The following is a 24,178-nucleotide window of genomic DNA, read 5'->3' as shown; positions in this document are numbered from 1 at the left end:
GTTTGTGGCAGGAAAGGGAACGGTTAACGCCGGCGGAAGCGGTTAACTACCAGCCAGAGCAGCAGCACAATCAGGAACACGCCAATCAGGCCCGTCCAGGCGCCGGCCTTGAAGATGGTGCCAATAGCATCGCAACTGCTCAGTGAAAACGTGAACAGCACAAGAAAAGCCAGGGTGAGGGGAAAGCGGAAAGTAGTCATGGTGCAGGAGAGATAGTGGAACGCAAGCCACGATGAGAGGGCTCTTTCTGCATGTACTCTTTCGCCCCGGAAAAGGTTAGTATCCAGGGCGGTGAACAGCCTAGCTCTGGGTATTCTACAATGATTTGGCGTGAGAGGTAGCGAAACCCCCGGTCTGGACGTGCAGCAGGTGCGTGTATCAGGAAGTGTGCGGGCCAAGTCAAAGCTCTCCAACAAACCCGAGGCTGGTACGGTGGCCGCTTGTTCCCTGTAAGGCCATCACCTGAAGATGTACTGGGCGTGGGCAGTCATCACGGTCTGAGATTTCGTCAACTCATTAACCGCCACCACCCTGGCAATTATGGCAGTCGTCAGGAAGCGGGCGTTTGTTAATCAAATGGGCGGAACATTCTTTTAGCGTTGTCCCACGAGCTGTACTACCAGCAAAGAAAAAACCCGGTAGCAGACTAAGTGTAAGTCTACTACCGGGTTTGTGCGCTCCCTCCTGGGCTCGAACCAGGGACCCTCTGATTAACAGTCAGATGCTCTAACCGGCTGAGCTAAGGAAGCGGCTATGGCGGCGTGTTTTTCGCCGTTGCTGGTGCAATATTAGAGCAAAGTTCTGGAACGTCCAAACATGTATTTCGAAAAAAATACAGAAAAACAATTAGTTCGTGATTGTCAGAGTATTGCCAGACAGCGCCGTGTTGTACTGGCGCAGGGGGCGGGTGGCTGGGCCGCCCTGTACTTGCCCCTGAAAGCTAAACTGTGACTTGCAGCACGGATCGTAAAGCCGCAGAAATGGGTCGATTTTTACCCGTGCGCAGGTGTCCAGAGGTTGGTAGGGGCAATTACGGTCGAAGGCTAGGTAGCTGTTGGCATTTTGCCGGACAATGATGAGGCCGCGCACGCCCCCCTTGTGGTACACAGCTCCATTATCAAAGCGCAGGTTGCTGTTTTCCTGATTGGTCAGAAACACAACCTCGTTTACGGCCGCTAGCGGAATTTGAGGTTGGGCGTCGTTGGTGGCGGAATTGCAGGCCGCCGACATCAGCCCGGTGGCCAGAATACTACAGGCAACAGCGCACGTGCGTCGGAAAGGAGTGAAGAACATAAGTGGAAGCGTAAAACAGCGGAACGGGTAGAACGCACAACTTGCCCGCACTGATACACGCAAGGCTTACGGTTGGTTGTATATCCAAGAGAAAGCTCTTGTTCAGCGTGGCTAAGGTAGGGATGCAAAAAGCTCCCACCTACAGCCGTAAATGGGAGCTTGCCTAGTAGTGATTAGGCGCTTTACTGGGCACTTTCAAACTGACGCAGAAAGCGAGTGTCGTTTTCCGTGAACAAGCGCAGATCCTTAATCTGGTACTTAAGCATGGTGATGCGCTCAATGCCCATACCCCAGGCGTAGCCAGAATAGCGTTCCGGATCAATGCCGGATTGCTCTAGCACGGCCGGGTCCACCATGCCGCACCCCCCAATTTCTACCCAGCCCGTACCCTTACAGATATTGCAGCCCTTGCCTTTGCAGATCAGGCAGGTAATGTCGATTTCCGCGCTGGGCTCCGTGAAAGGGAAGAAAGAGGGCCGAAACCGCACCTGCATGTCTTGACCAAACAGCTCCTGCACAAAGTAATACACCGTCTGCTTGAGGTCGGCGAAGCTAACGTTTTCATCCACAAACAGGGCTTCCACTTGATGGAACATCATGTGGGCCCGCGCCGAAATGGCCTCGTTGCGGTACACGCGGCCGGGCATAATGCTCCGAATTGGAGGCTTCTGCGTCTGCATCACGCGCACCTGCACCGGGCTGGTGTGCGTACGCAATACCCATTCCTGCTCGCCGGGTGTGCGGCGCACGAAGAACGTGTCCTGCATGTCGCGGGCGGGGTGGTTTTCCGGGAAGTTCAGGGCCGTGAAGTTGTGCCAGTCGTCCTCGATTTCCGGGCCTTCCTCCACGTTAAAGCCGATTCGGGCCAGAATACGCACGATTTCCTCGCGCACCAAGCTCAAGGGGTGGCGGGTACCGAGAGCATTGGGGGTGGTAGGCAGCGTGTAATCGAAGGTAGGATCGGCGGGGGCGTTGGCCGCAGCGGCCTCCAACTCCTGCTGGCGCTGCTCAAAGCGGGCCAGAGCCTGCTGCTTGAGCTGGTTAAGCTCCTGGCCCACGGCCCGGCGGTCTTCTTGTGGTACCGTTTTCAACTGGTCGAACAGATCGGCTAGCTGGCCCTTGCGGCCGGTATAGGCAATGCGAAACTGGTCGAGCTGTTCCGCTGTAGAAAGGTCGTAGGCTTCAATTTCGGCCCGCAGCCGCGCGATGTTATCCTGCATCATGGGGCAAAGGTAACTTGATTGCAGCGAGATGCCTGCTATTCGCTGATTGATGAAAATTACTGTCTGATTATCAATAACATATGATTTATACAACGCAAATTTCATGTAAGTTAACCACCTGCTCGGACCGGAGTAAAAAACTGGTATGGTTGCTGCAAATAGCCTGAACACAAGCGGCAACTGAGGCTGAACGTGGGGCGCCACCCGTTAGCCAGCTGGCTGCAAGCCCGGTTCGGCCGGGTGTGGTATTCACCTCCTGATCTGCCTTTCCCGATGAAACGTTACCTTCTCTCCGCTGCTGTGGCAGTGGCCTTCTTTAGTGCGTCCCAGGCGCAGGCACAAACCCAATCGAAAGTGAAAGCTGGCAAGCTGGCCAACACCAGCGTGGCGCCTTCTGCCGCAGCTCCGGAGCCCGAGTGGCCGGCGCTGGAAACCTGGAGCGAGCCGGCCGCCCTAGCCAGCCCCAGCAATAGCTGGGAAGCTGCCGCTACCACCGATACGGACCCCATGATGCAGTCGTCGGGGGTGATGGTAGCGCCCGGCATGAGCTCCTCACCCTACCGCGGCACCAGCACCGACTACCACGGCCGTCCTGTAGCCAAGCCCAAATCCAAGCGCCCCCGCTCCGTAGAAGTAGCTCAGGACGACCCGATGATGCGTTCCTCGGGCGTTATGATAGCCCCCGGAATGAACACGGCCCCCTACCGCGGCACCAGCACTGATTACCACGGCCGCCCCGTGCGCAAACCCGTAGCAAATACTACCGTGTCGGCCTCCGCGCAAGCTGATGTAAGTCAGGAGCCCATGGCAGCAGGTTGGTAAGCCCATGTTCTGTTGGTTCAGTACCGCGTACAGCCCGGACGGCATAGCCGTTGCCGGGCTGTTGCCGTATGAGGGAAAACACGCGGTAACTACTTGAACTTCTTACGGCTTCCTTCCTATGAGAACCTCACTGCTACCCTTTTTGCTGGTTGGCCTAGCTTGCCTATTTACGGAGGCACCTACCCAGGCACAAACCAAACCAGCGACGCGCACCAAAGCCGCCTACCAGCGAACCTCTAGCTCCCGCCCAAGAGCCCGAGCCGGAGCTTACGCGCGCTACGACCGCTCCGGCCGGCGTGATGAGGAAAACTTGAAGCTGGCTCCTGGCTTACGCCTGAACATGCCCAGCCCCCCAACCACAGACTACATGGGCCGGCCACTAAAGAAAAAGCCTGCCAAACAGCCCGCCGGTGGTCCGACCACCATTTCAGCTGAGGGCGGCAAGAAAGCCGCCGGCCGACCGTAGAAGCCACCGCCGACTGTAGCCCTACCACCATGGAGGTGCGGTAAGCTAAGGGCCCGTTGAATTTCTGAATTTCGGCTTTGAGATGGAACTTCTCGGGCAAGGCCGCGTTAGGCCAAAATGTGAGGCGGGGGTTTCGGGCCCGCGCGGGGTGCCGTACCTTTGCGGTAAGAATCTGCTTTATACCTTCTTTTATGACTCGTCAATTCCTCCCACTGTTGCTGATTGGCGGCGTACTGCTGGCAGCGCCAGCCGTAGCCCAGAAAAAATCATCGGGCGGCTGGGATACTGCCTCCGATGGTTGGGGTGCTCCGGCCAAAAAATCGGCTGCTCCTGCCAAGAAAACCACTGCTGCTAAAGCGGCGGTAGCCCCTGCTGCTGAGCCCGCAGCCGCCACGCCTGCGCCCACCGCTACTGCGGCTCCTGCTTCGGGTAGCGGAGAATGGGGTGGTGCAGCCGGCGGCGCTGCTTCGGCCGCTCCCGCTGCTGAAAGCCAGCCGATTGGCGCTAGCCTGGCCCCCGGCTTTTCGGCCGCTCCCTCACGCCGCGTAACCACGGATTATCGGGGCCGCCCCATGAAGCCGTATGTGCGTCGGAGTGTGCGCTCTGCTGACCCAATGCCCACTGCGCCAGCGCCAGCTCCTATCATTCCGGTAGCAGAGCCCGAGCCCGCTCCTGTAGCAGCTACACCGGCTCCGGCGGCGCCTAAAGCCAGCGGTGCAGGCGCTTCGGGTACTGCCAAAAGCGGTGGTGCTACTAGTACCACCAAGAAAACGGCTGCTCCGGTGAAGAAAGCTGCTCCCAAGAAGAAGGCCGATGACGGCTGGGGTAGTGGCGGTAGCGGCTGGTAAGCCTCTCCGTGAAGTACTTAGGTAACAGAACAGCCCGCTCGGTAATCCGAGCGGGCTGTTCTGTTATAAACTTAGTGTACTTACACTTACCGTCTAGTTTGCCAATTCTACCAATTCCGGCTCCGCCGGAAGAGTAGTAGCGGCAGATGCCGCCCGATAAAACAAGGTGCTGCAGTTGTCGGGCCGCAGGACTTCCTGGGCTGCGGCCAGCACGTGCGTCGGCGTAACAGCCTGTACCTTGGCGCTTTCTTGGTTAACGAGGTCGGCGTTGCCGAGCAGCTTGCTGAACGCCAGATTCATGGCGCGGTTAAGCAACTCTATTTCGCTGAATACAATGCTGGCTTCGGCCTGATTTTTTACTTTCTCTAGCTCCGCGGTGGGCACTTCCGTGGCCCGAAGTTCTGCCAGCACAGCTTCCACCGCTGCATCGGCCTCCTCTATAGTTACGCCGTTATTGAGCTTGCCGCTCACTACCAGCAGGCCCGGCTCAAAGGAACCCATAACGGAGGCCGAAATTGAGTTGAACAGGGGAGTTTCTTTCACCAACTGCTGGTACAAGCGCGAGGATTTGCCCCGGCCCAGCAAGTCGCTGAGCAAGTCGGCGGCGTAGTAGCCCTCCTCGGCCCGGCCCGGAATGTGGTACACCTTATAGAGCGCCGACAAGGGTACTTCGGCAGTTACCTCCAGGTGGCGGGCCTCCGTTTGGCGCGGTTCCCGAGGAAGCTGCCGCTCGTAGCGGGTACCGCCGGAGATGGGTCCAAACCACTTTTCAGCCAGGCGCTGAGCTTCAGCCACTGTCACGTCGCCGGCCACCACCAGAATGGCGTTGCTGGGCGAGTAGTGCTTGGCAAAAAAGTCGCGCACCTGCTGCATGGTCGCGTCTTCGATGTGGCTGACTTCCTTGCCGATGGTAGCCCACTGGTAGGGGTGGTGCTGGTAAGCCAGGGGGCGCAGCTTTAGCCACACGTCGCCGTAGGGCTGGTTGAGGTAGTTCTGCTTAAACTCTTCCACCACCACTTTACGCTGTACTTCCAAGCCATTTTCCGAGAAAGCCAGGTTTAGCATACGGTCCGACTCCAGCCAGAAACCAGTTTCCAGATTGGCAGCGGGCAGGGTGAGGTAGTAATTGGTAATGTCGGGAGAGGTGAAGGCGTTGTTTTCGCCGCCCACCAACTGCAGGGGCTCGTCGTAGCTGGGAATGTTCACGGAGCCCGAAAACATCAGGTGCTCAAAAAGGTGCGCGAAGCCGGTGTGCGCGGGGTCCTCGTCGCGGGAGCCGACGTTGTAGAGCACGTTGAGCACAGCCATGGGCGTACTGTGGTCTTCGTGCACAATGCAGCGCAGGCCGTTTTCAAGGGTAAATTCTTCGAAGTGAATCATAGAAAGTCAGCGGGGAGGTAGTGCCCAGCGGGGCAATAAGATAAACAACCAGCCGCCCGAAATAGAAGTTTCGGGCGGCTGGCTAGGCAAGGTCGGAAGATGTACGCAGGCCGCCAAGCCGGGGGTTACAGCGTGGCCCGCAGGCCTAGCAGCAGGGTGCGGGCCGTGGGGTAGGCCCCGGCATCCAGGCCAGCCTGCTGGTTGTCGGCGCCAGCGGAGCTGACGTTGGGGTCGTAGCCGCGGTACTTGGTGAGCACCAGTAGGTTGTGGCCACCCAGCCACACGGATGCACTGCGTGCTTCTTTCTCCCAAACCTTATAGCTGACCGTAACGGCCGACAGCCGCGCATGATTACCGGATTGCAGGGTGTAGGTGCTAGCAAGGGTCTGAAAGTAGGTGCCCGCTGCCGGAACCTCGGCGGTGGGAGTGGTAGGCGTCCAGCGTTGCCGCACCCGGCCCGAAGAATTCCGGTAGAGTCCTTCTGGCACGTCCAAACTCAATAGCGTAGTGTTTAGCATCTGCTGCCCAAACATGCCATCGGCCTGCAGCTGCACGCCAAAGCGGCCCAGGGCAAAGTGCTGATTCAGGCTGAGTAGCTGCCGGGGCAGGCCGCTACCTAGGGGCGCCTGGTCGGCGAAGTTGCCCCGTCCGTCCCCGTTTCCATCTTGGAAAGCAGGCTGGCCGGTGGCATCGGGCCCCAGGTAGCGCAGGCCGTTAAAGGTGCTGAGCGGTTGGCCGGAATAGGTGCGGTGATAAGCGAAGAAGTAGCCAAACACGCTGGCATCAGTCTCTAACCGGTTACGGTTAAAAGCCGCCGCCAATTGGCTAGTGGCCTGAAGCCTACCGGCCTGCCAGCTGCTGCGTACCGTCAGCTCCAGGCCCGTGTTGCGCAGGCGGGCCAGATCAGTGGTGTTGGTAGGGGTGATGCCCTGGTGCCGGGTGCGGCGGGTGTATCCTTCCACGGTCACCGTCAGCCGGTTGTTGGGCAGGCCGGCTTCCAGACCCGCGTCCAGGTGGGTGGTGTGGTCGGGGGTAAGCACAGTGATGCGCTGCGAGATAGTACCGTTTATAGGAATGAACTGATACGTGAAGTTGCGCCCCGTCAGGCCCCGAGCCGACGTCCGCCCCCCGCCCGTCCACAGCTTTAGGTGGAACCCCGTACCGGCCAGAAATTTTTCCTGCGAGGCGTGCCAGATAACTTGCCCGCCGGGGAGCCACTGCCACCGGTCCTGGACGACAAAGCTGCTGCTGGCGTCGCGGCGCAGGGTGCCCCGCACCTGGTAGCGCCCGGCAAAGGTGTAGTCGGTTGTAAGCTGATAGAAGTTCAGCTGGTCCTCGGTGCTGCTGCTGCTACCGCCCAGCGTAACGCCGGGGGCCGTACCGGGTAGGTAGGATTGTTGCTCGGTAGTGGTCAGGCGGTCTTGGCGCTGGGCTTCCACACTGGCCGCCACCACGTGCTGCTGCAACTGTCCGAAGCTGTGGGCGTAGCGCAGGGCCGAGCTGAGCACCAGCTGGCGGTAAGTGAAGGCGAGGTTGCCGTTTTCGCCGGCCGGAATACCAGAAACAGCCATCTGGTAGGAGTGACTGCGCAACGTGTTGCGCTCCAGCCCGGCGCGCACATCCAAGGTAAAACCAATGGGTAGCCGGTACTCGGCCCGGAGCTGAGCCAGCAGGCGGCGGTGCGTGGGCGTTTGGTAATTGCCCTCGGCCAACCGTGCCGGATTAAGCTCGAAAATGGAAGTAGTAGGCATATTGGGCGCAGTGGTGGGCAGGGCCAGCAGGGTAGCACTCGTGACTCCGTTGTTGGGTAGGCGCTGCTCCAGGTGCGCTAGGCTGCCGCTGGCTTCCAAGCGTAGGCGCTGCCCAAGTTGCTGGGTAACGGCTGCCCGGGTGGCGTAGCGGCGCAGGCGCGAGTTCAGCACTACGCCTTGTTGGCTCAGGTAGTCGGTGGCCACGTAGTAACGGGTGGCACTGCTGCCGCCCGCCAGGCCCAGGTGGTGCTCCTGCACGGCGGCCGTGCGCAGTACTTCCCGCTGCCAGTCGGTACCGGTGCCCAGGGCGGCTATATCGGCGGCAGAATAGGGCGCGGGGTCACCGTAGCGCTGGGCAGTTTCGTTGCGGAGAACGGCATACTCCCGCGCATCCAGCAAATCGTAGCGGTAGCGGGTGCGTTGCACGCCGCCGTAGCCGGCGTACGTAAGGCGGGGCTTGCCTAGCTGGCCCCGGCGGGTAGTAATCAGGATAACGCCATTCACGGCCTGGGAGCCGTAGCGAGCGGTTTCGTAGGCCCCTTTCAGCACCTGTACGCTCTCTATATCCTCGGTAGGAATGCTCAGCAGCGGATTCGCGTCCAACTCCTGCATTTCTGTCGCTACAAAGCCTATTGTGCCATTAGAAGTACTGGTGCCCGGCCGAAACGTGTTTTGAAACACGGGCATGCCATCCACTACGTATAGGGGCTGGGCATTGGATGACAGGCTGGCCGCCCCCGGATGCGCACCGCCACTTGGGCCCCCGGCGCCCCGGAGTAGGGCGTGGCCTGTACTCCAGCTACTTGGCGCAGCTGTTCTTGCACAGGGAGGTAGGGGAGTAAGTTAGCTGATGGAGTAAGTTGAACGCCTGGTACTTTATTACTAAACCCATTTGGTTCGGTGGTAGCCGCAGGCAGCGCCGCTAAACTATCGATTGGTAATGCCACGCCCGCGCGGCGCGACGCCAGGGTATCGGGCTGCTGGGCCTTGGCAGCAATAGAAAGTGGGAGTAATAAACCGAGAGGTAATAGTCGGGGCATAGAGAATAGGTAGGATGAAAAAGGGTCCCGAAGATAGATGCTCAACAACAGCCGATTTCACAAAGACCAGCCGATAATTTCCCTTCCCCGCCAAACCCGTACTTTTGGCCCTACCCACCACTACCTGCTACCTCCCGATGAACTTCGACCGCAAGGATTACTCCAACGATACGCTGCTGCATCTGTACCAGGGCCTGCTTAAGCCCCGGATGATTGAGGAGAAAATGCTGATTCTGCTGCGCCAGGGCAAAGTCAGCAAGTGGTTTTCGGGCATCGGGCAGGAGGCTATATCGGTAGGTAGCACCCTGGCCCTGGAGCCCGACGAGTACATCTTGCCCCTGCACCGCAACCTGGGCGTGTTCACGGGCCGCAACGTGCCCCTGGACCGGCTCTTTGCCCAGTGGCAGGGCAAAACCACGGGCTTCACCAAGGGCCGCGACCGGTCCTTTCATTTCGGTACCAACGAGCACCACATCGTGGGCATGATTTCGCACCTGGGGCCCCAGCTGGCCGTAGCGGGCGGCATTGCCTTGGCCGATAAGCTCGATGACAAGCCCAAAGTAACCATCACGTACAGCGGCGACGGTGGCGCTTCTGAGGGTGACTTCCACGAGGCCCTGAATGTGGCCGCTGTGTGGGAGCTGCCCGTCATCTTCATCATTGAAAACAACGGCTACGGCCTGAGCACCCCCAGTCGGGAGCAGTTCCGCTTCCGCTACTTCGTCGATAAGGGTCCTGCTTACGGTATGGAAGCCGTGCAAGTGGACGGCAACAACGTGCTGGAAGTGTATGACACGGTGCGCCGCCTAGCCGAGGACCTGCGCCAGAACCCGCGCCCCGTGTTGCTGGAGGCCCTTACCTTCCGCATGCGCGGCCACGAGGAAGCCAGCGGCACCAAGTACGTACCCCAGGAGCTCTTTGAGGAATGGGCCCAGAAAGACCCGGTAGAGAATTACGAGAAGTGGTTGCTGCAGGAGGGCATCCTGGATGAGGAAGCCCGCATGCGCTTCCGCGAAACCATCAAGCGCGAAATTGAGGAAGGCCTGCGTATCGCCGACACTACCCCCATGCCTACTGCCGATCCTCAGCAGGAGTTGGCCGACATGTACCAGCCCTTCCAGGCCCCTGACCAAGCCCCGGCCGCCGATGCCGCTACCACCGACAAGCGCTATGTAGATGCTATTTCCGACGGGCTGCGCCAAAGCATGGAGCGCTACCCCGAGCTGGTGCTCATGGGCCAGGACATTGCCGACTACGGCGGCGTGTTTAAAGTCACGGAAGGCTTCGTGCAGCAGTTTGGCAAGGGCCGGGTGCGCAATACGCCCCTCTGCGAGTCGGCCATTGTGGGGGCCAGCCTGGGCCTGAGCATTAAGGGCAAAAAGGCCATGGTGGAAATGCAGTTTGCGGATTTCGTGACCTGCGGCTTCAACCAGATTGTGAATAACCTGGCCAAAAGCCACTACCGCTGGGACCAGAACGCCGACGTAGTGGTGCGCATGCCCACCGGCGCCGGCACCGCCGCCGGCCCCTTCCATTCCCAGAGCAACGAGGCTTGGTTTACCCACACGCCCGGCCTGAAAGTGGTATTCCCCAGTAACCCTGTCGATGCGAAAGGGCTGCTCTGCGCCGCCATCGAGGACCCCAACCCGGTCATGTTTTTCGAGCACAAGCTGCTCTACCGCAGCGTGTCGGCGCCCGTACCGGATGCCTACTACACTACACCCATCGGGAAAGCGGCCCTGGTGCGCGAGGGCGACGAGATGAGCATTATCACCTACGGGGCCGGCGTGCACTGGGCTTCGGCCCTGGCCGATGAGGTAGGGCTTTCGGCCGACATCCTCGACCTGCGCACCCTGCTGCCCTGGGACACAGAAGCCGTGCGCCAGACCGTGGAGAAAACTGGTCGGGTTATTATTCTGCACGAGGATACGCTGGTAGGCGGCCTGGGCGGCGAAATAGCGGCCTGGATTGCCGAACACTGCTTTACCCACCTCGACGCGCCCGTACACCGCGTGGCTTCCCTGGATACGGCCGTGCCCTTCGCCCCGCCCCTGGAAAAGGTATTCCTACCCCAGCAGCGCCTGCGCGAAACCGTGGCTAAGCTGCGCAGCTACTAGTCCGCTAAACCCGTAATTTGCGTCCTCTGTCCCGCTGACGAGAAGCTGATTTATACTAGAAATGAACATGTTTACTGCTTCTGGGCCGCGCGTACGGCTGGTGGTACTGGTGGCGTTGCTACTACTCACGGCCCCGGCCTGCCACCGCTACCGCCTGCCTAGCCCCACAGGGCCGCCCCAGCCCAAAGTCAAGAAGGCCAGCAACCCCGACAACCAGTCGGCCGACGGGCGGGCCTTGGATGTGGAAAAGGAAGCCGTGAAAACCAAAAAGAACAGCTACGACAAGCAGGGGCTGCTCAAAAAGCCCAAGTATGAGCGCCGCCGCCTGAAGCATAAAGTAGGGCAGCGTAAAATCCTGGGCATCACCCTGCCCGATTTTATGCAGTAAAGGAAGCTTCCCTGGTTGCTGTGCCGTATGTGGGCTATCTTGGGGCACGTGCGCTGCCTAGCTGCCGGCTATTTTCCTACCCCTCACATTATCTTTCTACCCTATGCGCTACTTGTTCCTCACTACTTTCGCATTGGTCAGCCTGGTAAGTAACCGGGCGCTGGCGCAGCTGGAATCTACGAATCCGGCCCAGCAGCGCGTCGCCAACCGCCGCGCCCTGCGCGAAGCCGCCCAGTTCAAGGGCGAATACAAGGAGTCGCATCTGACGGTGACGAAGGCTGAGCTCAAGCACGCCGGCAGTGGGCGGCAGGCGGCTACCAAACCCACCGATGGCCGGGCTAGTTATCAGTTTGACCGCACGGGTACGCCCCGCGTGTCCGAACCATCCCGCGTGAGTTTTCGTCTTCGGAAGAAGAAAGAATCCAGTTCCCAATAACCACCCCGCATATGACTCCCTGGCAACCCCTCACGCAAGCCGAGCAGCTCACTGATATCGTCCGCGAATCATTTGAGCACCCCGTTCTGATCTTCAAACACAGCACCTCCTGCTCTATCAGCGCCGCGGCCAAAGGTAAGGTAGAGCGCCAGTGGGACGAGGCTGGCCTATCCGCTACCAAGCTGTACTACCTTGATCTACTGCGCTTCCGGCCCATTTCCAGCGAAATAGCCGAGAAATTCGGTGTCCGTCACGAGTCGCCCCAACTACTGCTGATCCAAAACGGCGAGTGCAGCTACGACGCCTCCCACATGGGCATCCGCCTGAGCGAGGTAGCGCAACTGGTGAAATAGTGAGAGAGTGAAACGGTGAGTGAAGTACTGTCATGGCGCGGAGCGCGGCCATCCGTCCTTTACGAGAAGCACTACCTCTAGAAAGATAACAAGCCCTTACCTCCGGGCTGGAAGTAAGGGCTTGTCTGATTAGTGGGCTGGTCACAGAAGAGAGGACAGATGACCTCATCCCGCGTCCTTGCCATGACAGCTCACTCATTCACTATTTTACCGCTTCACTACTCATAAATAAACCGAACCTCCTGGCGGATTTCTGGGTTTAAACTCAGGGCTACCGGGCAGGTACGGGCGGCGTTTTCCAGAATCGTTTGCTCCTTCTCGGTGAGGGTGGCAGGCATGCGGAACGTAACGTCAATTTGCCCGATGCGGCGGGGCTCGGCCAGCATGTGCTTGGTTACGTCCCAGCTGGCGCCGGTCAGGTTTAGGCCGTGGCGCTCCGCCACGATGCCCATGATGGTCATCATGCAGGAGCCCAGGGCTGCGCTTACCAAGTCGGTGGGAGAAAAGGCCTCGCCCCGGCCGTGGTTATCCACGGGAGCGTCGGTCAGGATGATGTTGCCGGAGGCTACGTGGGTAGCTTCGGTGCGCAAATGGCCGGCGTAGCGGGCGGTGGCAGTGCTCATAGGAAATCGAAAATCAGGTACTTGTATGCGGGTAAATTTACGTACTTTCGATAGGGTTGCTGGTGGTTTGCAGCTGCTGGGCCCACAATTTTCCCACCGTTCTTTCCTTCCCCGAACCGTGCGCACTCCGTTCGTTTTTGGCTGCGGCCTGCTGCTGGCAGCCATTGGGGCTGCCCCGGCGGCGCAGGCCCAGCAAACTCAGGTTACTTCCTCCAGCAACGACGAGCCGTCGTACCGCAAGGAGTTTACCTACGGTATCAATTTTAATACCCGGGGTGGCTTGATTGGCGGCGCTTCCGTGCGCTCTACCCGCCTGCTCAACCAGGACTGGTCGCGCTTTTGGAGCCTGGAGGCCGTAGAGATAAAGCACCCCAAGGAGCAGAAGGTAGCAACCCGCTACGGCGGCTCGTTTGTGTATGGCAAAAGCAACTACCTATTTGCCATTCGGCCTTCGGTGGGCCTGCAGCGGGTCATCTTCCGCAAGGCGCCGGAGTCAGGGGTGCAGGTGAATGCGCTGGTAGGAGCCGGCCCTAGCATTGGCCTGCTCATGCCCTACTACATCAGCTACGACTACGGTAATGGCCAAGGCAACCCCAATGCTTCCGATATCCGCAACGAGCAGTACAACCCCGATATTCACCGCAGCCCCCAGGAACTGGTCGTGGACCGAGCGCCGCTGTTTTCGGGGGCGGGTGAAACCAAACCGGCTCTGGGTGCTCATTTGCGCGGCGCCCTCAGTTTTGAGTATGGCCGTTACCGGGATGCCGTGGCGGGGGTAGAGGTAGGGTTTCTGGTGGAGGCATATACCAAAGACCCGGCCATCATCCGGGTGGCGCAGGTGCCCGACAACGACCTGAACGACCAGTTTTTGCCTTCCGTTTATCTGACGCTGTATTTGGGCACCAGAAATTAAAAAGTGAAAAACAGCCCCCGGAGCCATCCTTCGGGGGCTGTTGTGTTTTCCGGGGATGCCGCGAAACCACAAGGGGGGCGGAATTGTCTTAGAAGCTGACTCTGTAGCAACCCATTCCCCTTACCTTTGCAGCATGGATGAACTGTTGCTGACCCTGCCCATCATTCAGCCCGTGGCGGCTGCTCCCGTAGCGCCCGCCAAACCGCGCAAACCCGATTGGTTGCGCGTAAAGCTGCCCGTGGGTCCCGCCTACGCCAATGTCCGCCGCTTGGTGGATGAACATAAGCTGCATACCATTTGCGAGAGTGGCAATTGCCCGAATATGGGCGAGTGCTGGGGCGCTGGTACGGCTACCTTCATGATTCTGGGTAACGTGTGCACGCGCTCCTGCTCATTTTGTGCCGTAGCCACCGGCCGCCCCACCGAATACGACCTCGACGAGCCGCGCCGGGTAGCCGAAGCCATTCAGCTCATGGGCGTGAAGCACGCCGTAATTACCTCCGTCAACCGCGACGAGCTCAAGGACCGGGGCGCCAGCGTGTGGTACGAAACGGTGGTGCAAACCAAGCTGCTTTCGCCTACCACTACCATCGAAACCCTAATTCCGGACGTGAAAGCGAACTGGGCTGCTTTGGATACCATGATAGCCGGCGGCCAGGAAGTAGTGTCGCACAACATGGAAACCGTAGGTAGTCTTTACCGCCTCGTGCGTCCCCAAGCCAAGTACGACCGGAGCCTGGAGCAGATTCGCCGTACCAAGCAGGCCGGCAAGCGCACCAAATCTGGCATCATGCTGGGCCTGGGCGAAACCAAGGACGAGATGTACCAGGCCATGGACGACCTCGCCGCCAACGGCCTCGACATCCTGACGCTGGGCCAGTACTTGCAGCCTACTAAGCGCCACATTGAGGTAGCCGAGTTTATTCACCCTGACCTCTTTGCCCATTACCGGGAAGAAGGCTTGAAGCGCGGCCTGAAGTACGTGGAAAGCGGCCCGCTGGTGCGCTCCAGCTACCACGCCGAGCGCCACGTGAACGTGCCGATCTAGCAACTCGCCTAACTAGCATCAACAGAAAGGTCCCGCTCTACATCAGAGCGGGACCTTTCTGTTGATGAAAACCGAGTAAGGGCTCAATAAAAGACCTGCTCCGCATAGCGCGGAGCAGGTCTTTAGATATGATACTGCTAATAGATTAGCGGCTGGCTTGCTCAGCACCGGGAGGGTAAGTGCCCAGGATGCTGGTTACAATGCGCTGCACTTCGGTTTCAGAAATGGTCTGGTTGTCGACTTGGGCTTGGCCCTGACCGCGCCACGCCAACTCCTTGCGGCGGGCATCTACGAAGTCGAGAATTACGGTGCCAGCCTTGTAATCGATTACTCCCTGGTTGAAGCCACGGCCGTACCAGCCGCCCCAACCATAACCGTACGGGTAACCATAGGGGCCATAGCCGCCAGTGGTGCGCTGCTTGTCCTCTACGCGGGCACTGTAGGCAACGTACACATCAGGGTTCTTTTCAACCTGGGAGAGGCCTTTTTGGGCGAGTTGCTGCTCCACGGCGCTCCGGATGCGCTTGTCCAGAAACGACTCATAGCCTTTGGCCGGGCCGCCTTCCGTATCGGTGGGCTGCTGCGGATACCAGGCCCAGGTTTTGTAGGCGCGGAAGTTTACGGAATGATCAAAATCGTTGCTTACCCCAACACGAGCCGAGGTAGCACAGCCACTTACCCCCAGAAGTAGGGTTAACCCTAGCACCGACAACGTCAGGGGGCGGGCCAAGAATTTCGGAATACGGTTCATAGGAAGAAATCAGTAGGGATGATGGCCACCAGACGCGGATAAATCCCAAGTTCCTGGCTAGCTCTGCCAAATAAACAGCAGCACGCTTCAGGTCGTTCCCCAGGAAATAGGATGCTTGCAGAATAATTCTGCGAAGAATCCGACTAGGAAAATTCCTTTCCGCCTTAAAATGTGCCTATCTTTTGCAGAGCTATTTCTCCACGTACTGACCTATGAAAAAACATCTACTTTGCTTGAGCAGCCTAGCCCTGCTCGCCTCTTGCAGCGCCACCAGCAATGAATCCCGCTCCAACCAAGCATCCACAGGGCCCGTGGCCCACAACACAGTGGTAGAGTGCATCTTGTACGACGGCATGACGAAAGAATCCCAACAGCTCACTACCATCAGCTCCGGCAACGAAGTGCAGGTCATGGACACCGTGGATGCTCACTTTGTGAAAGTGCGGGTAACGGCGGCCGGCAAAACACAGAACGGCTACATGTATCGCACCTGTTTCTCCAAGTAGGATTCTGACCTTAATCCCGCTAAACTCTCCGCTGCACACGTAAGCACACATAAAAAAGCCCCGGCTAGCATATAGCCGGGGCTTTTTTATGTGTGCTTACGTGTGCAAGCGCTTAGTACGAAGGACCTTTATCGGTGTCCACGAGCTGCTCCTCAGCATCCACGTACTGCTCTAGCGGGGTGCAGGAGCAGATCAGATTCCGGTCGCCGTAGGCCGAGTCGATGCGCGACACGGCAGGCCAGAACTTGTAGGCGCGGGCGTGCTCGGTGGGGTAAACGGCCTCCTCACGGGTGTAAGGGCGAGTCCACTCGTGGGTCAGAACCGTAGCGGCGGTGTGGGGAGCGTGCTTGAGCACGTTGTCCTTGGCATCGGCGCGGCCTTCTTCCACGGCCGCAATTTCCTTACGAATGGAAATCATGGCCTCAATGAAGCGGTCCAACTCCTCCTTGCTCTCCGACTCCGTAGGCTCCACCATCAGGGTGCCCGCTACCGGGAACGACACGGTGGGAGCGTGGAAACCGTAGTCCATCAGGCGCTTGGCAATGTCTTCGACCTCAATGCCAGCCTTCTTGAACTGGCGGCAGTCGAGAATCATTTCGTGGGCGCAACGGCCGTTGGCGCCGGTGTAGAGCACGGGGTAGTGCGCTTCCAGCTTGGCCTTGATGTAGTTGGCGTTCAGAATGGCCGTGCGCGTAGCCTGGGTCAACCCTTCACCGCCCATCATGTTGATGTAGGCGTAAGAAATTGGCAGGATGCTGGCCGAACCCCAGGGTGCTGAGGTAACGGCCCCAGCCGTACGGCCATCGGCGTCAATCAACACGTGACCCGACAAGTAGGGGGCCAGGTCGGCGACTACCCCGATGGGGCCTACGCCGGGTCCGCCGCCGCCGTGCGGGATGCAGAACGTTTTGTGCAGGTTCAGGTGGCACACGTCGGCCCCGATGGTGGCGGGCGAGGTCAGGCCTACCTGGGCATTCATGTTGGCGCCGTCCATGTACACGCGGCCGCCGTGCTGGTGAATAGTCTGGCAGATGTCGATGATGGTTTCCTCATACACGCCGTGGGTGCTGGGATAAGTCACCATCAAGCAGCTGAGCTTGTCGGCATACTGCGCGGCTTTAGCCTTCAGGTCCTCCACATCGATGTTACCTTCCTCGGTGCTTTTCACCACTACCACTTGCATGCCGGCCATAACGGCCGAAGCGGGGTTGGTGCCGTGAGCCGAAGCCGGAATCAGGGCCACGTTGCGATGCTGGTCGCCGCGGGCATCGTGGTAGCCTTTGATGGCCAGCAGGCCGGCGTACTCGCCCTGAGCACCCGAGTTGGGCTGCAGTGAAACAGCCGCAAAGCCGGTTACCTCGCACAGCCAGGCCTCCAAGTCGCGGAAGATTTCGGCGTAGCCCTGGGCTTGCTCCCGCGGGGCGAAGGGGTGCAAACCGCCAATTTCCGGCCAGGTCACCGGAATCATTTCAGCGGTGGCGTTGAGCTTCATGGTGCATGAACCCAGCGGAATCATGGAGTGAGCCAGGCTCAGGTCCTTGTTTTCCAGCTGCTTCATGTAGCGCAGCATCTCCGTTTCGGAGTGGTGGGTATTGAAGACGGGGTGGGTCAGGTACTCGCTAGTCCGGATCAGGCCCGAAGCCCAGTTCACCTGCACCTCCGTGGGTAGCTCCACCGTAGCGGCTTCCTTGCCGAGCACCTTGGCAAACACGGCCACGATGTCCTGCACGTCGCTGATTTCGGTGTTCTGGTGCAGGCTAATGCCTACGCGGGGCGTACCGTGCTCCTCGAAGTAGCGGAAGTTGATGCCAGCCGCCTCGGCTTCCTGCCGGATGGCCTGCTGCAGCTCCTGGCTTTCTAGCTTGATATCGAGCGTATCAAAGTAGAACTCATTGCGCTGGTTCAGGCCCAAGCTAGTGAGGGCGCCGGCCAGAGTTTGTGCCAACGTGTGCACGTTGGCGGCAAACTGGCGAATGCGCTGGGGGCCGTGATACACGGCGTACATGCCTGCCAGCACCGACAGTAGCACCTGCGCCGTGCAGATGTTAGAAGTAGCCTTTTCGCGGCGGATGTGTTGCTCGCGGGTTTGCAGGGCCATGCGGTAAGCCTTGTTACCGGCGGCGTCGATGCTCTGGCCAATGATGCGGCCTGGAATTACGCGCTTGAAGGCGTCCTTGGTGGCCAGGAAACCGGCGTGCGGGCCACCATAGCCCATGGGCACCCCAAAGCGCTGGGAGTTACCCACCACGGCGTCGGCGCCCATTTCGCCGGGAGGCGTGAGCAGGGTCAGGGCCAGCAAGTCGGCAGCCACGGTTACAAACAGGTTGTTGTCGTGGGCCTGGGCAATAAAGTCGGTGTAATCGTACACGGCACCATCGGCGGCGGGGTACTGCAGAATGGCCCCGAACAGCGTTTCGTCGGTGAGGTCAATCGTGCGGTGGTCACCTACTACCAGCTCAATACCCAGGGGCGTGGCGCGAGTGCGCAGCACGTCAATGGTTTGGGGCAGTACCTGTTCCGAGACGAAGTAGCGGCTAGCGTTCTTCTTCTTGGTCAGGGAGTGGAACATGTGCAGGGTCTCGGCGGCGGCAGTACCTTCGTCGAGCAGGCTGGCGTTGGCAATTTCCAGGCCCGTGAGGTCAATTATCATCGTCTGATAATTGATGAGGGCTTCCAGCCGGCCCTGAGCAATTTCAGCCTGGTAGGGCGTGTAGGCCGTGTACCAACCCGGGTTTTCCAGAATGTTGCGCTGAATAACGGGGGGCAGCTGGGTGTCGTGGTAGCCCAGGCCGATGTAGTTCTTGAAGAGCTTATTCTTACCGGCAATCTTTTTGAACTTCGCCAAAAAGGCCTGCTCCGTGAGGGCTGCGGGCAGGTTCAGCGGCTTTTTCAAGCGGATGGCGGCCGGCACGGTTTCGTCGATGAGCTGGTCAATCGACTCCACACCGATGGTGCGCAGCATCTGGGCTACGGCAGCGTCGTCGGGGCCATTGTGGCGGTCCACGAACACATCAGCGGGCTTGGGTTGAAGCAACATAAAAGAAGGGGTGAGGGTGGCAACAGAACGGGCCCCGGGTGGAGCCTTGACAAAGGTAGCGCGAAACGGCTTCACAGGTAAGTGCTAAAACCCGCAAATGTTTAGGCTTGTTCCGCCATACCTACTGGCAGGAGCAGGACTACGGCACAGGTTAAATTTTTTGCCCAGATTGAGGCCCCATCCTACCCATTCTACCCCATGCGTCCCATTACCATTGGCCTGATTTGCGAAGGAAAAGTCCCCCCCGACAAGCGCGTACCGCTCACGCCCAAAAAATGCGTCGAAGCTGAAGCACGGTTTCCGGGCCTGAAGCTGGTAGTGCAGGAAAGTCCCGGCCGCTGCTTTTCCGACCAGGAATACCGCAGCCTGGGCATTGACGTGCGCCCCAAGGTAGCGGACTGTGATATTCTCATGGGCGTGAAGGAAGTGCCAGTTTCCCAGCTTATTCCCAATAAAACCTACCTGTTTTTTTCGCACACGGTGAAAAAGCAGCCCGCCAACCGGGAGCTGCTTCGGCAAGTACTGGCCAAGAACATTACCCTCATCGACTACGAGCTACTGACCAACGAGCAGGGCGAAAGAATTGTGGCGTTCGGGCGCTGGGCCGGCATTGTGGGCGCCTACAACGCCCTGCTGACCTACGGCCGCAAGCACCAGTTGTATGAGCTAAAGCCCGCCTACCAGTGCGTGGATATGGAGGACATGCAGGAGGAGTTCTTTAAGGTGAAGAAGCTGCCGCCCATTAAAATTGCCGTTACCGGCTCGGGCCGCGTGGCCCAGGGCGCCGTGGAAGTGCTCAATCTGATGCGCATCCGCAAAGTGAGCGTGTACGACTACCTCTACCAGGACTTCAACGAGCCGGTGTACACCCAGCTGCGCTCCGCCGACTACAACCGCCGCCGCGACGGCCGCGTCTGGGATACGCCCGATTTCCACCGCAACCCCCAGGAATACGAGTCCACGTTTCAGAATTTTCTACCCGTTACCAACTTGCTGATAGCCTGCGCCTACTGGCACCCAGCCGCCCCCAAGTTGTTTACCCTGGAGGATACCTGTCGCGCCCACTTCCGCATTGACACCATTGCCGACGTAACCTGCGACGTGAACGGCTCCATCCCAACCACGTTGCGCAGCAGCAGCATTCAGGAACCCGCCTTCGACTACAACTGCCAGACCCGCCAGCTAGAGCCCGCTTACTCCCGTCCCAACAACATCACCGTGATGGCCGTGGACAACCTACCCTGTGAGCTACCCCGCAACGCCAGCCGCGACTTCAGCCGCCAACTCATTGACAACGTCTTACCCCACTTGGTGCAGGAACACGGCCCCGATGCAGTAGTAGAGCGCGCCACCATTGCTCGCAACGGCCAGCTCACGGAACGGTATCAGTACCTAGCTGATTATGTGGCAGCTGATTAGTTGCTAGCTGTCAGTTGATAGTTGCTGGTTGGTAGCGGCCGATTGACAGGTGCTAGTTGGTAGCTACCGCAAAAAAACTGTCCTTCTGAGCGGAGCGAAGGACCTTATTACGTCAGCACGACCTCGTTGTAACGACTCGGCTAAATGTAATAAGGTCCTTCGCTCCGCTCAGGAGGACAGTTTTTTATTTACAACTGCCAGCTGACAACCAGCAACTACCAACCAAATCAGATACGCAGTACGGGGTAGCGGGCCTGAACTAGCATGTAAAAGCCGTAGGCCATCAGGCCCAGGGCTACAATGCCCAGCACTGCCGGGCCCATAGATGCCAGCAAATCAAAGGCTTCGCCGGTGGTGCCCACGGCTGCGGCGCGTGACTGCTGGCCTGCTTGCACGAAAAAGTAGCCAATAAGACTCATGACAATACCCCGGGCGGTGTAGCCTACCTGGCCAGCTCGGTACACTACTTGTTGCTGGTTGGCGGGTAGCCCGCTGGCGTTAACGTGCTTATGAAAAGAGCCGGAGTAGGCCTTGTAAATCTGGTAGATGCCGCTGCCAATGATGACCAAGCCCAAGGCCATGATGATCCATTCGCCCGCGGGCCAGCTCAGGATTTTTGCGGTCAACGTCTGCTGTCTGTTGCCGCCATCATCAGCCGAGCCATTCAGGGCTAGCCGGGCGGCGTACCAGGCCACACTGGCGTATAGCAGTCCGCTGCCCGCGTACGCCAAGCGCCGCCCGAGGCCTTTGGCATCGGAGCCTTTCTGCTCAGTATCAACCAGGGCTTGGGTAAACCGCCAAACGATGTATCCTAGTAGTCCAAAGGCTACTAGGCCCAACAGTACCGAGCCGCCCGGCAAATCCTGGAGCGTTTGCACGGCCTGCTTCTTGTCGGCAGTTTGACCACCCTGTTGGCCGGTGGCAGCTAGCAGGGCCAGAATTCCCATCAGCAAGTACACTACGCCCTTGGCCGCAAAGCCGAAACGGGCCAGCGCCCGAATGCCCGAGGAGGGCGAGTGGGGAACGGCAGAAAGAACAGTATCGGCAGCAGACATGGGGTAGGGGAGCTAGGTGAAGAATATTCCCACTACGCGAGAAGGCTTAGCTAAGGTTGGGCTGGGGTGCCCCCACGGAGTGCGCCAACAGGCCCGGGGGCTGATAGATGCGAGCCCCCGAGCGTAACAAGGCCTCGTTTTGGGGCAGGTCTAGGGTGATGATGGGCTTGCGGCGGGCGGCTTCACTTTGCAACAGCCGCTCCAGGTTGCCGCCGGGCGTAACGTAGGGAATGAAAAAGCGCTCGGCCAGCTCCACCAGCAGCAGGTCGCGGATATCGGACGTTTCCGGGGTGACGGTTGAAACCGAGGCCTCGAAGGGCGACACGAACAGCAGGCGGCCCAACTGAATATCCCGCTCGTAGTCAAAGGGCAACGTAGGCTGAATACCCCGCCCCAGCACGTATACAATGGGCTGCTGCACATCCTGCCGCAAAAACCGAAACACGGATTGCTCCAGTCGGGAGTTGAACCCTGAAACTACGCAGTAGCCAAGCTGGCGCTGTTCCATGGCCCAGAGGTAGGTAGTCCGCTCAACGCTCACCGGGTATTCGCGGGAGCACAAAAAGGCAGTTTTCGGTAAGCGTAGCAGCGCCGTGTTTCCTAACGTTCGTAGTTCTTCAGCCCTCATCTTCCGTTCTCCTTATGAATGTTAAGTTATAAAAAATATATAATACAGTATATGTATGAGTTAGACGTCGTATAAAAAACAGCGCCTGACACTGAAGTAGTGTCAGGCGCTGAGGTAGTATAAGAGCCGCTTAAAAGTACGGTGGATCCAGTTTTCTAAATCGGTAAAGACTTCACTATGCTTAGCCTGTTTGCCTTCTTCACAGTGCAAAGTCGTTGTCAGTGGGATTGACCTGCTTGTGCTTGGCCTTACCTTTTACCTCTTCCCAATTGCTCCTGGCGCGCAACTCGGTGAAATCGTTGATACCGTTGTTGGCGTCTATGAGAGGGGAAAAATGTGAGTAGAAACCAAAGATACTTTGCGGTGCTGCTTGGCGCGGAGTTGTGCGGGTACTGCACTCCGTGAGTTACCGGCCAGGGTGGCGTGGCTTCATAACCTAGGCCCCGTGGACTTAGGGAAAGCAGAAGAGGACAGCCTTGGCCAGCAACTATATGTGCTTGATTGTGGAAAATGCAATCAGCAGCCACAGGGCGGCTCCGGTTACTAGGCCCGTACCGAAGCCGGCCGCCGCTTTGCCTACCTTTTTGCGCTGGGCCTGCTTCTCGTAGCCCCGCATATAGTTGGCGTCGGACTGGCGCTGGCGGTCAGGCACGTTCAGGTTATGCTCCTTGGGCGGCGTCACGGCAATGGCCGTGCCGGTTGCCAGGCCTCCCAAACCTCCCAGCACGGGTATGCTGACTGCTGTGGCTCCGAATGTACCCCAAAACGCTCCCGGCGCCTTGAAATGCACGCGGGCATCGTGGCGGCCTTGGGCGTAGGCTTCGGTGGGGCTAATGGCAGGAGTAGGGGCCGGGGCTGGCGTGGCTAGGTTGCGGAGCACTTCCTTCGTGCCGTTGGCATAGCGAATCAGGAATACCTGCGCGGCAGGCAGTTGCAGGGTGTCGGCGGCGGCACTTACGTAGGTAACGCGCTCCGGCGTAATGGCAAGCACTTTACCCGGAACCTCGGCTCCATCGGTTTGCAGGATAACATCCTGGGCGGTAGTAGGTAGCGCCAACAGTAGGCTGCTCAGGAAAAGTAGAATAAAGCGCATGCGGATGAAGATAAAGAAGCGAGAAAATCAGACTACCGGCGGCGGGAGTTAAACCCAAACAACAAACTGAAGCGGGCCCCGCCATTGCCGGGGACTACCGCAAAATTCACCGGGAAATTGATGCCCTGGCTGCGGAAGGAAGTGCCCACGGCCAAGGCAATGCTGGCTCCGGTTGGCGACACGTTGGGCCCCAGGCCAAACTCCAAGCCCTTGGGCCCGCGAATTCCAATTAGCGCGTTCAGGCTGGGCAGAAACTTGCCCTGCTCCAGGCCGCCAATCAGGGGCACTAGCTCTAGCAGACCCGCAGTACCGTTATCAAGGCGAAAAATCCGGGTTTCAAACTGCCAGCCAAACTGGGTTAGAAACGGATTGACATTGTAGTCTTTATCAGCCTTGGTAGCTACCCCGCCGCTCAGAACGGTAAAGCCCAGGCGGGGGCCGTTCAGCTGCACCTCCTCGTACATAGACTCCTCGTCGCCGGGAACGGTTCCGGTTCGGGAAGTGGTAGTAGTGCTGCCCGCGGGAAGGGGGGCGGGGGTGGTAGCAGGTAGCGCGCTGGCCCCGCTAAGCAGCTCCTTCGTGCCATTAGCGTAGCGAATCATGAACACATCCGTGCGGCGCGCCGTGATAAGGGGGCCGTCGGGGTTGTCGGTGCGCTTGTAGCGGACTTCGGTGGGCGTAATTTCCAGCACCTTCACCTGCAGCTCCTCCCCGTTGGACTTGGTGAGCACATCCTGGGCGTGGGCTACTACCCCGGCCAGCACAAACAAGAAAGTAAACAGTACGCGGATCATAATAGAAGGACAGAAAGTGGGGGATAGAAGTGATGAATCGAAGGTGGGCGTTAAGAACGGATAACCCCAACCAGCTTTTCCTTTATTCAGACTATTGGATGTTTATATAAATGCCTATAAGATATTGTAAAACAATACCTTGCGTAAAATACTTCTGACTTATCGGCTGGGAAATTGGGGGATGTCGAACGGAG

At 58.8% G+C, this 24,178-nt stretch carries 24 protein-coding genes and 1 tRNA gene; 11 read left to right on the top strand and 14 right to left on the bottom strand.

Going from position 1 to position 24,178, the window contains the following annotated elements:
* Positions 1-23: 23 nt before the first annotated feature.
* The 4 genes from MWH26_RS16610 to pheS form a co-directional block, all read right to left on the bottom strand.
* Positions 24-200, bottom strand: a complete 177-nt coding sequence (locus MWH26_RS16610; protein ID WP_188556951.1) for a hypothetical protein — start codon at positions 198-200, stop codon at positions 24-26.
* A 475-nt stretch (positions 201-675) separates the two neighbouring features.
* Positions 676-749: transfer RNA gene (locus tag MWH26_RS16605), tRNA-Asn, on the bottom strand.
* A gap of 97 nt (positions 750-846) precedes the next feature.
* Entirely contained in the window at positions 847-1,293 is a 447-nt protein-coding gene (locus MWH26_RS16600; protein WP_247975150.1) for a Rieske (2Fe-2S) protein, read from the bottom strand.
* Between the two features lie 182 nt (positions 1,294-1,475).
* Positions 1,476-2,513, bottom strand: a complete 1,038-nt coding sequence (gene pheS, locus MWH26_RS16595) for a phenylalanine--tRNA ligase subunit alpha (RefSeq protein ID WP_247977102.1) — start codon at positions 2,511-2,513, stop codon at positions 1,476-1,478.
* 276 nt (positions 2,514-2,789) lie between these two features.
* Here pheS and MWH26_RS16590 point away from each other — a divergent pair, with 276 nt between their 5' ends.
* From MWH26_RS16590 to MWH26_RS16580, 3 genes are all read left to right on the top strand, one after another.
* Positions 2,790-3,338 (top strand): hypothetical protein, encoded by a 549-nt coding sequence (locus MWH26_RS16590; protein ID WP_247975149.1) that lies wholly within the window; start codon positions 2,790-2,792, stop codon positions 3,336-3,338.
* 118 nt (positions 3,339-3,456) lie between these two features.
* Positions 3,457-3,804: a hypothetical protein gene (locus MWH26_RS16585; RefSeq protein ID WP_247975148.1), complete on the top strand. Its 348-nt coding sequence runs from the start codon at positions 3,457-3,459 to the stop codon at positions 3,802-3,804.
* Positions 3,805-3,995: 191 nt separating this feature from the next.
* Positions 3,996-4,652, top strand: coding sequence for a hypothetical protein (locus MWH26_RS16580; RefSeq protein WP_247975147.1), 657 nt, complete (start codon positions 3,996-3,998; stop codon positions 4,650-4,652).
* A gap of 93 nt (positions 4,653-4,745) precedes the next feature.
* Here MWH26_RS16580 and MWH26_RS16575 read toward each other — a convergent pair whose 3' ends face one another.
* The 3 genes from MWH26_RS16575 to MWH26_RS20165 form a co-directional block, all read right to left on the bottom strand.
* Complete coding sequence (locus tag MWH26_RS16575) at positions 4,746-6,032, bottom strand: M16 family metallopeptidase (RefSeq protein WP_247975146.1); 1,287 nt, start codon at positions 6,030-6,032, stop codon at positions 4,746-4,748.
* A gap of 125 nt (positions 6,033-6,157) precedes the next feature.
* Entirely contained in the window at positions 6,158-8,470 is a 2,313-nt protein-coding gene (locus MWH26_RS16570; RefSeq protein ID WP_375374023.1) for a TonB-dependent receptor plug domain-containing protein, read from the bottom strand.
* Between the two features lie 8 nt (positions 8,471-8,478).
* Entirely contained in the window at positions 8,479-8,607 is a 129-nt protein-coding gene (locus MWH26_RS20165; RefSeq protein WP_262921968.1) for a hypothetical protein, read from the bottom strand.
* A 353-nt stretch (positions 8,608-8,960) separates the two neighbouring features.
* Between MWH26_RS20165 and MWH26_RS16565 the strand changes: the two genes are divergently transcribed.
* The 4 genes from MWH26_RS16565 to ytxJ all read left to right on the top strand — a co-directional run bounded on the left by MWH26_RS16565 (position 8,961) and on the right by ytxJ (position 12,117).
* A complete protein-coding gene (locus MWH26_RS16565) occupies positions 8,961-10,940 on the top strand; it encodes an alpha-ketoacid dehydrogenase subunit alpha/beta (protein ID WP_247977100.1) in 1,980 nt (659 codons plus the stop codon).
* A 67-nt stretch (positions 10,941-11,007) separates the two neighbouring features.
* Positions 11,008-11,328, top strand: a complete 321-nt coding sequence (locus tag MWH26_RS16560; RefSeq protein WP_247975145.1) for a hypothetical protein — start codon at positions 11,008-11,010, stop codon at positions 11,326-11,328.
* A gap of 103 nt (positions 11,329-11,431) precedes the next feature.
* The gene (locus MWH26_RS16555; protein WP_247975144.1) at positions 11,432-11,764 is read left to right on the top strand and encodes a hypothetical protein; all 333 of its coding nucleotides are present in this window, start codon (positions 11,432-11,434) and stop codon (positions 11,762-11,764) included.
* Positions 11,765-11,775: 11 nt separating this feature from the next.
* Entirely contained in the window at positions 11,776-12,117 is a 342-nt protein-coding gene (gene ytxJ / locus MWH26_RS16550) for a bacillithiol system redox-active protein YtxJ (protein ID WP_244697971.1), read from the top strand.
* A gap of 218 nt (positions 12,118-12,335) precedes the next feature.
* On the opposite strand, the gene MWH26_RS16545 is transcribed toward ytxJ, so the two are convergent.
* The gene (locus tag MWH26_RS16545) at positions 12,336-12,740 is read right to left on the bottom strand and encodes an OsmC family protein (RefSeq protein WP_244697959.1); all 405 of its coding nucleotides are present in this window, start codon (positions 12,738-12,740) and stop codon (positions 12,336-12,338) included.
* Positions 12,741-12,858: 118 nt separating this feature from the next.
* On the opposite strand from MWH26_RS16545, the gene MWH26_RS16540 reads away from it, so the two are divergent.
* Positions 12,859-13,653 carry a hypothetical protein gene (locus tag MWH26_RS16540; RefSeq protein WP_247975143.1) on the top strand — a complete coding sequence of 265 codons (795 nt, stop codon included), beginning with the start codon at positions 12,859-12,861 and terminating at the stop codon, positions 13,651-13,653.
* Between the two features lie 145 nt (positions 13,654-13,798).
* The gene (gene lipA, locus MWH26_RS16535; protein ID WP_375374050.1) at positions 13,799-14,701 is read left to right on the top strand and encodes a lipoyl synthase; all 903 of its coding nucleotides are present in this window, start codon (positions 13,799-13,801) and stop codon (positions 14,699-14,701) included.
* Between the two features lie 145 nt (positions 14,702-14,846).
* On the opposite strand, the gene MWH26_RS16530 is transcribed toward lipA, so the two are convergent.
* Entirely contained in the window at positions 14,847-15,452 is a 606-nt protein-coding gene (locus MWH26_RS16530) for a DUF4136 domain-containing protein (RefSeq protein ID WP_247975142.1), read from the bottom strand.
* A 212-nt stretch (positions 15,453-15,664) separates the two neighbouring features.
* On the opposite strand from MWH26_RS16530, the gene MWH26_RS16525 reads away from it, so the two are divergent.
* A complete protein-coding gene (locus MWH26_RS16525) occupies positions 15,665-15,958 on the top strand; it encodes a hypothetical protein (RefSeq protein ID WP_247975141.1) in 294 nt (97 codons plus the stop codon).
* Between the two features lie 112 nt (positions 15,959-16,070).
* Here MWH26_RS16525 and gcvP read toward each other — a convergent pair whose 3' ends face one another.
* Complete coding sequence (gene gcvP / locus MWH26_RS16520; protein ID WP_247975140.1) at positions 16,071-18,995, bottom strand: aminomethyl-transferring glycine dehydrogenase; 2,925 nt, start codon at positions 18,993-18,995, stop codon at positions 16,071-16,073.
* Positions 18,996-19,193: 198 nt separating this feature from the next.
* Between gcvP and MWH26_RS16515 the strand changes: the two genes are divergently transcribed.
* Positions 19,194-20,414, top strand: a complete 1,221-nt coding sequence (locus MWH26_RS16515) for an NAD(P)-dependent oxidoreductase (RefSeq protein WP_247975139.1) — start codon at positions 19,194-19,196, stop codon at positions 20,412-20,414.
* Between the two features lie 227 nt (positions 20,415-20,641).
* On the opposite strand, the gene MWH26_RS16510 is transcribed toward MWH26_RS16515, so the two are convergent.
* The 4 genes from MWH26_RS16510 to MWH26_RS16495 all read right to left on the bottom strand — a co-directional run bounded on the left by MWH26_RS16510 (position 20,642) and on the right by MWH26_RS16495 (position 23,984).
* On the bottom strand, positions 20,642-21,469 hold the full coding sequence (locus tag MWH26_RS16510) for a DUF1206 domain-containing protein (protein ID WP_244697934.1): 828 nt from the start codon (positions 21,467-21,469) through the stop codon (positions 20,642-20,644).
* Positions 21,470-21,515: 46 nt separating this feature from the next.
* Positions 21,516-21,977 carry a hypothetical protein gene (locus tag MWH26_RS16505; protein ID WP_247975138.1) on the bottom strand — a complete coding sequence of 154 codons (462 nt, stop codon included), beginning with the start codon at positions 21,975-21,977 and terminating at the stop codon, positions 21,516-21,518.
* A 607-nt stretch (positions 21,978-22,584) separates the two neighbouring features.
* Positions 22,585-23,190 (bottom strand): hypothetical protein, encoded by a 606-nt coding sequence (locus tag MWH26_RS16500; protein ID WP_244697930.1) that lies wholly within the window; start codon positions 23,188-23,190, stop codon positions 22,585-22,587.
* A 32-nt stretch (positions 23,191-23,222) separates the two neighbouring features.
* Positions 23,223-23,984, bottom strand: coding sequence for a hypothetical protein (locus tag MWH26_RS16495; protein ID WP_247975137.1), 762 nt, complete (start codon positions 23,982-23,984; stop codon positions 23,223-23,225).
* Positions 23,985-24,178: the final 194 nt, after the last annotated feature.

This window comes from Hymenobacter sublimis, from assembly GCF_023101345.1.
GTDB lineage: Bacteria > Bacteroidota > Bacteroidia > Cytophagales > Hymenobacteraceae > Hymenobacter > Hymenobacter sublimis.
This window is presented reverse-complemented; position numbering and strand designations above follow the sequence as displayed.

Bases quoted from the DNA above. Each gene is read 5' to 3' on its own strand.
- MWH26_RS16580 (WP_247975147.1), top strand. From the start codon at position 3,996: ATGACTCGTCAATTCCTCCCACTGTTGCTGATTGGCGGCGTACTGCTG.
- MWH26_RS16500 (WP_244697930.1), bottom strand. From the start codon at position 23,190: ATGCGCTTTATTCTACTTTTCCTGAGCAGCCTACTGTTGGCGCTACCT.
- pheS (WP_247977102.1), bottom strand. From the start codon at position 2,513: ATGCAGGATAACATCGCGCGGCTGCGGGCCGAAATTGAAGCCTACGAC.
- MWH26_RS16590 (WP_247975149.1), top strand. From the start codon at position 2,790: ATGAAACGTTACCTTCTCTCCGCTGCTGTGGCAGTGGCCTTCTTTAGT.
- MWH26_RS16575 (WP_247975146.1), bottom strand. From the start codon at position 6,032: ATGATTCACTTCGAAGAATTTACCCTTGAAAACGGCCTGCGCTGCATT.
- MWH26_RS16530 (WP_247975142.1), bottom strand. From the start codon at position 15,452: ATGAACCGTATTCCGAAATTCTTGGCCCGCCCCCTGACGTTGTCGGTG.
- MWH26_RS16515 (WP_247975139.1), top strand. From the start codon at position 19,194: ATGCGTCCCATTACCATTGGCCTGATTTGCGAAGGAAAAGTCCCCCCC.
- MWH26_RS16510 (WP_244697934.1), bottom strand. From the start codon at position 21,469: ATGTCTGCTGCCGATACTGTTCTTTCTGCCGTTCCCCACTCGCCCTCC.
- MWH26_RS16610 (WP_188556951.1), bottom strand. From the start codon at position 200: ATGACTACTTTCCGCTTTCCCCTCACCCTGGCTTTTCTTGTGCTGTTC.
- MWH26_RS16565 (WP_247977100.1), top strand. From the start codon at position 8,961: ATGAACTTCGACCGCAAGGATTACTCCAACGATACGCTGCTGCATCTG.
- MWH26_RS16570 (WP_375374023.1), bottom strand. From the start codon at position 8,470: ATGCCCGTGTTTCAAAACACGTTTCGGCCGGGCACCAGTACTTCTAAT.
- gcvP (WP_247975140.1), bottom strand. From the start codon at position 18,995: ATGTTGCTTCAACCCAAGCCCGCTGATGTGTTCGTGGACCGCCACAAT.
- MWH26_RS16505 (WP_247975138.1), bottom strand. From the start codon at position 21,977: ATGGAACAGCGCCAGCTTGGCTACTGCGTAGTTTCAGGGTTCAACTCC.
- MWH26_RS16555 (WP_247975144.1), top strand. From the start codon at position 11,432: ATGCGCTACTTGTTCCTCACTACTTTCGCATTGGTCAGCCTGGTAAGT.
- MWH26_RS16560 (WP_247975145.1), top strand. From the start codon at position 11,008: ATGTTTACTGCTTCTGGGCCGCGCGTACGGCTGGTGGTACTGGTGGCG.
- MWH26_RS16585 (WP_247975148.1), top strand. From the start codon at position 3,457: ATGAGAACCTCACTGCTACCCTTTTTGCTGGTTGGCCTAGCTTGCCTA.
- MWH26_RS16525 (WP_247975141.1), top strand. From the start codon at position 15,665: ATGAAAAAACATCTACTTTGCTTGAGCAGCCTAGCCCTGCTCGCCTCT.
- ytxJ (WP_244697971.1), top strand. From the start codon at position 11,776: ATGACTCCCTGGCAACCCCTCACGCAAGCCGAGCAGCTCACTGATATC.
- MWH26_RS16545 (WP_244697959.1), bottom strand. From the start codon at position 12,740: ATGAGCACTGCCACCGCCCGCTACGCCGGCCATTTGCGCACCGAAGCT.
- MWH26_RS16600 (WP_247975150.1), bottom strand. From the start codon at position 1,293: ATGTTCTTCACTCCTTTCCGACGCACGTGCGCTGTTGCCTGTAGTATT.
- MWH26_RS16495 (WP_247975137.1), bottom strand. From the start codon at position 23,984: ATGATCCGCGTACTGTTTACTTTCTTGTTTGTGCTGGCCGGGGTAGTA.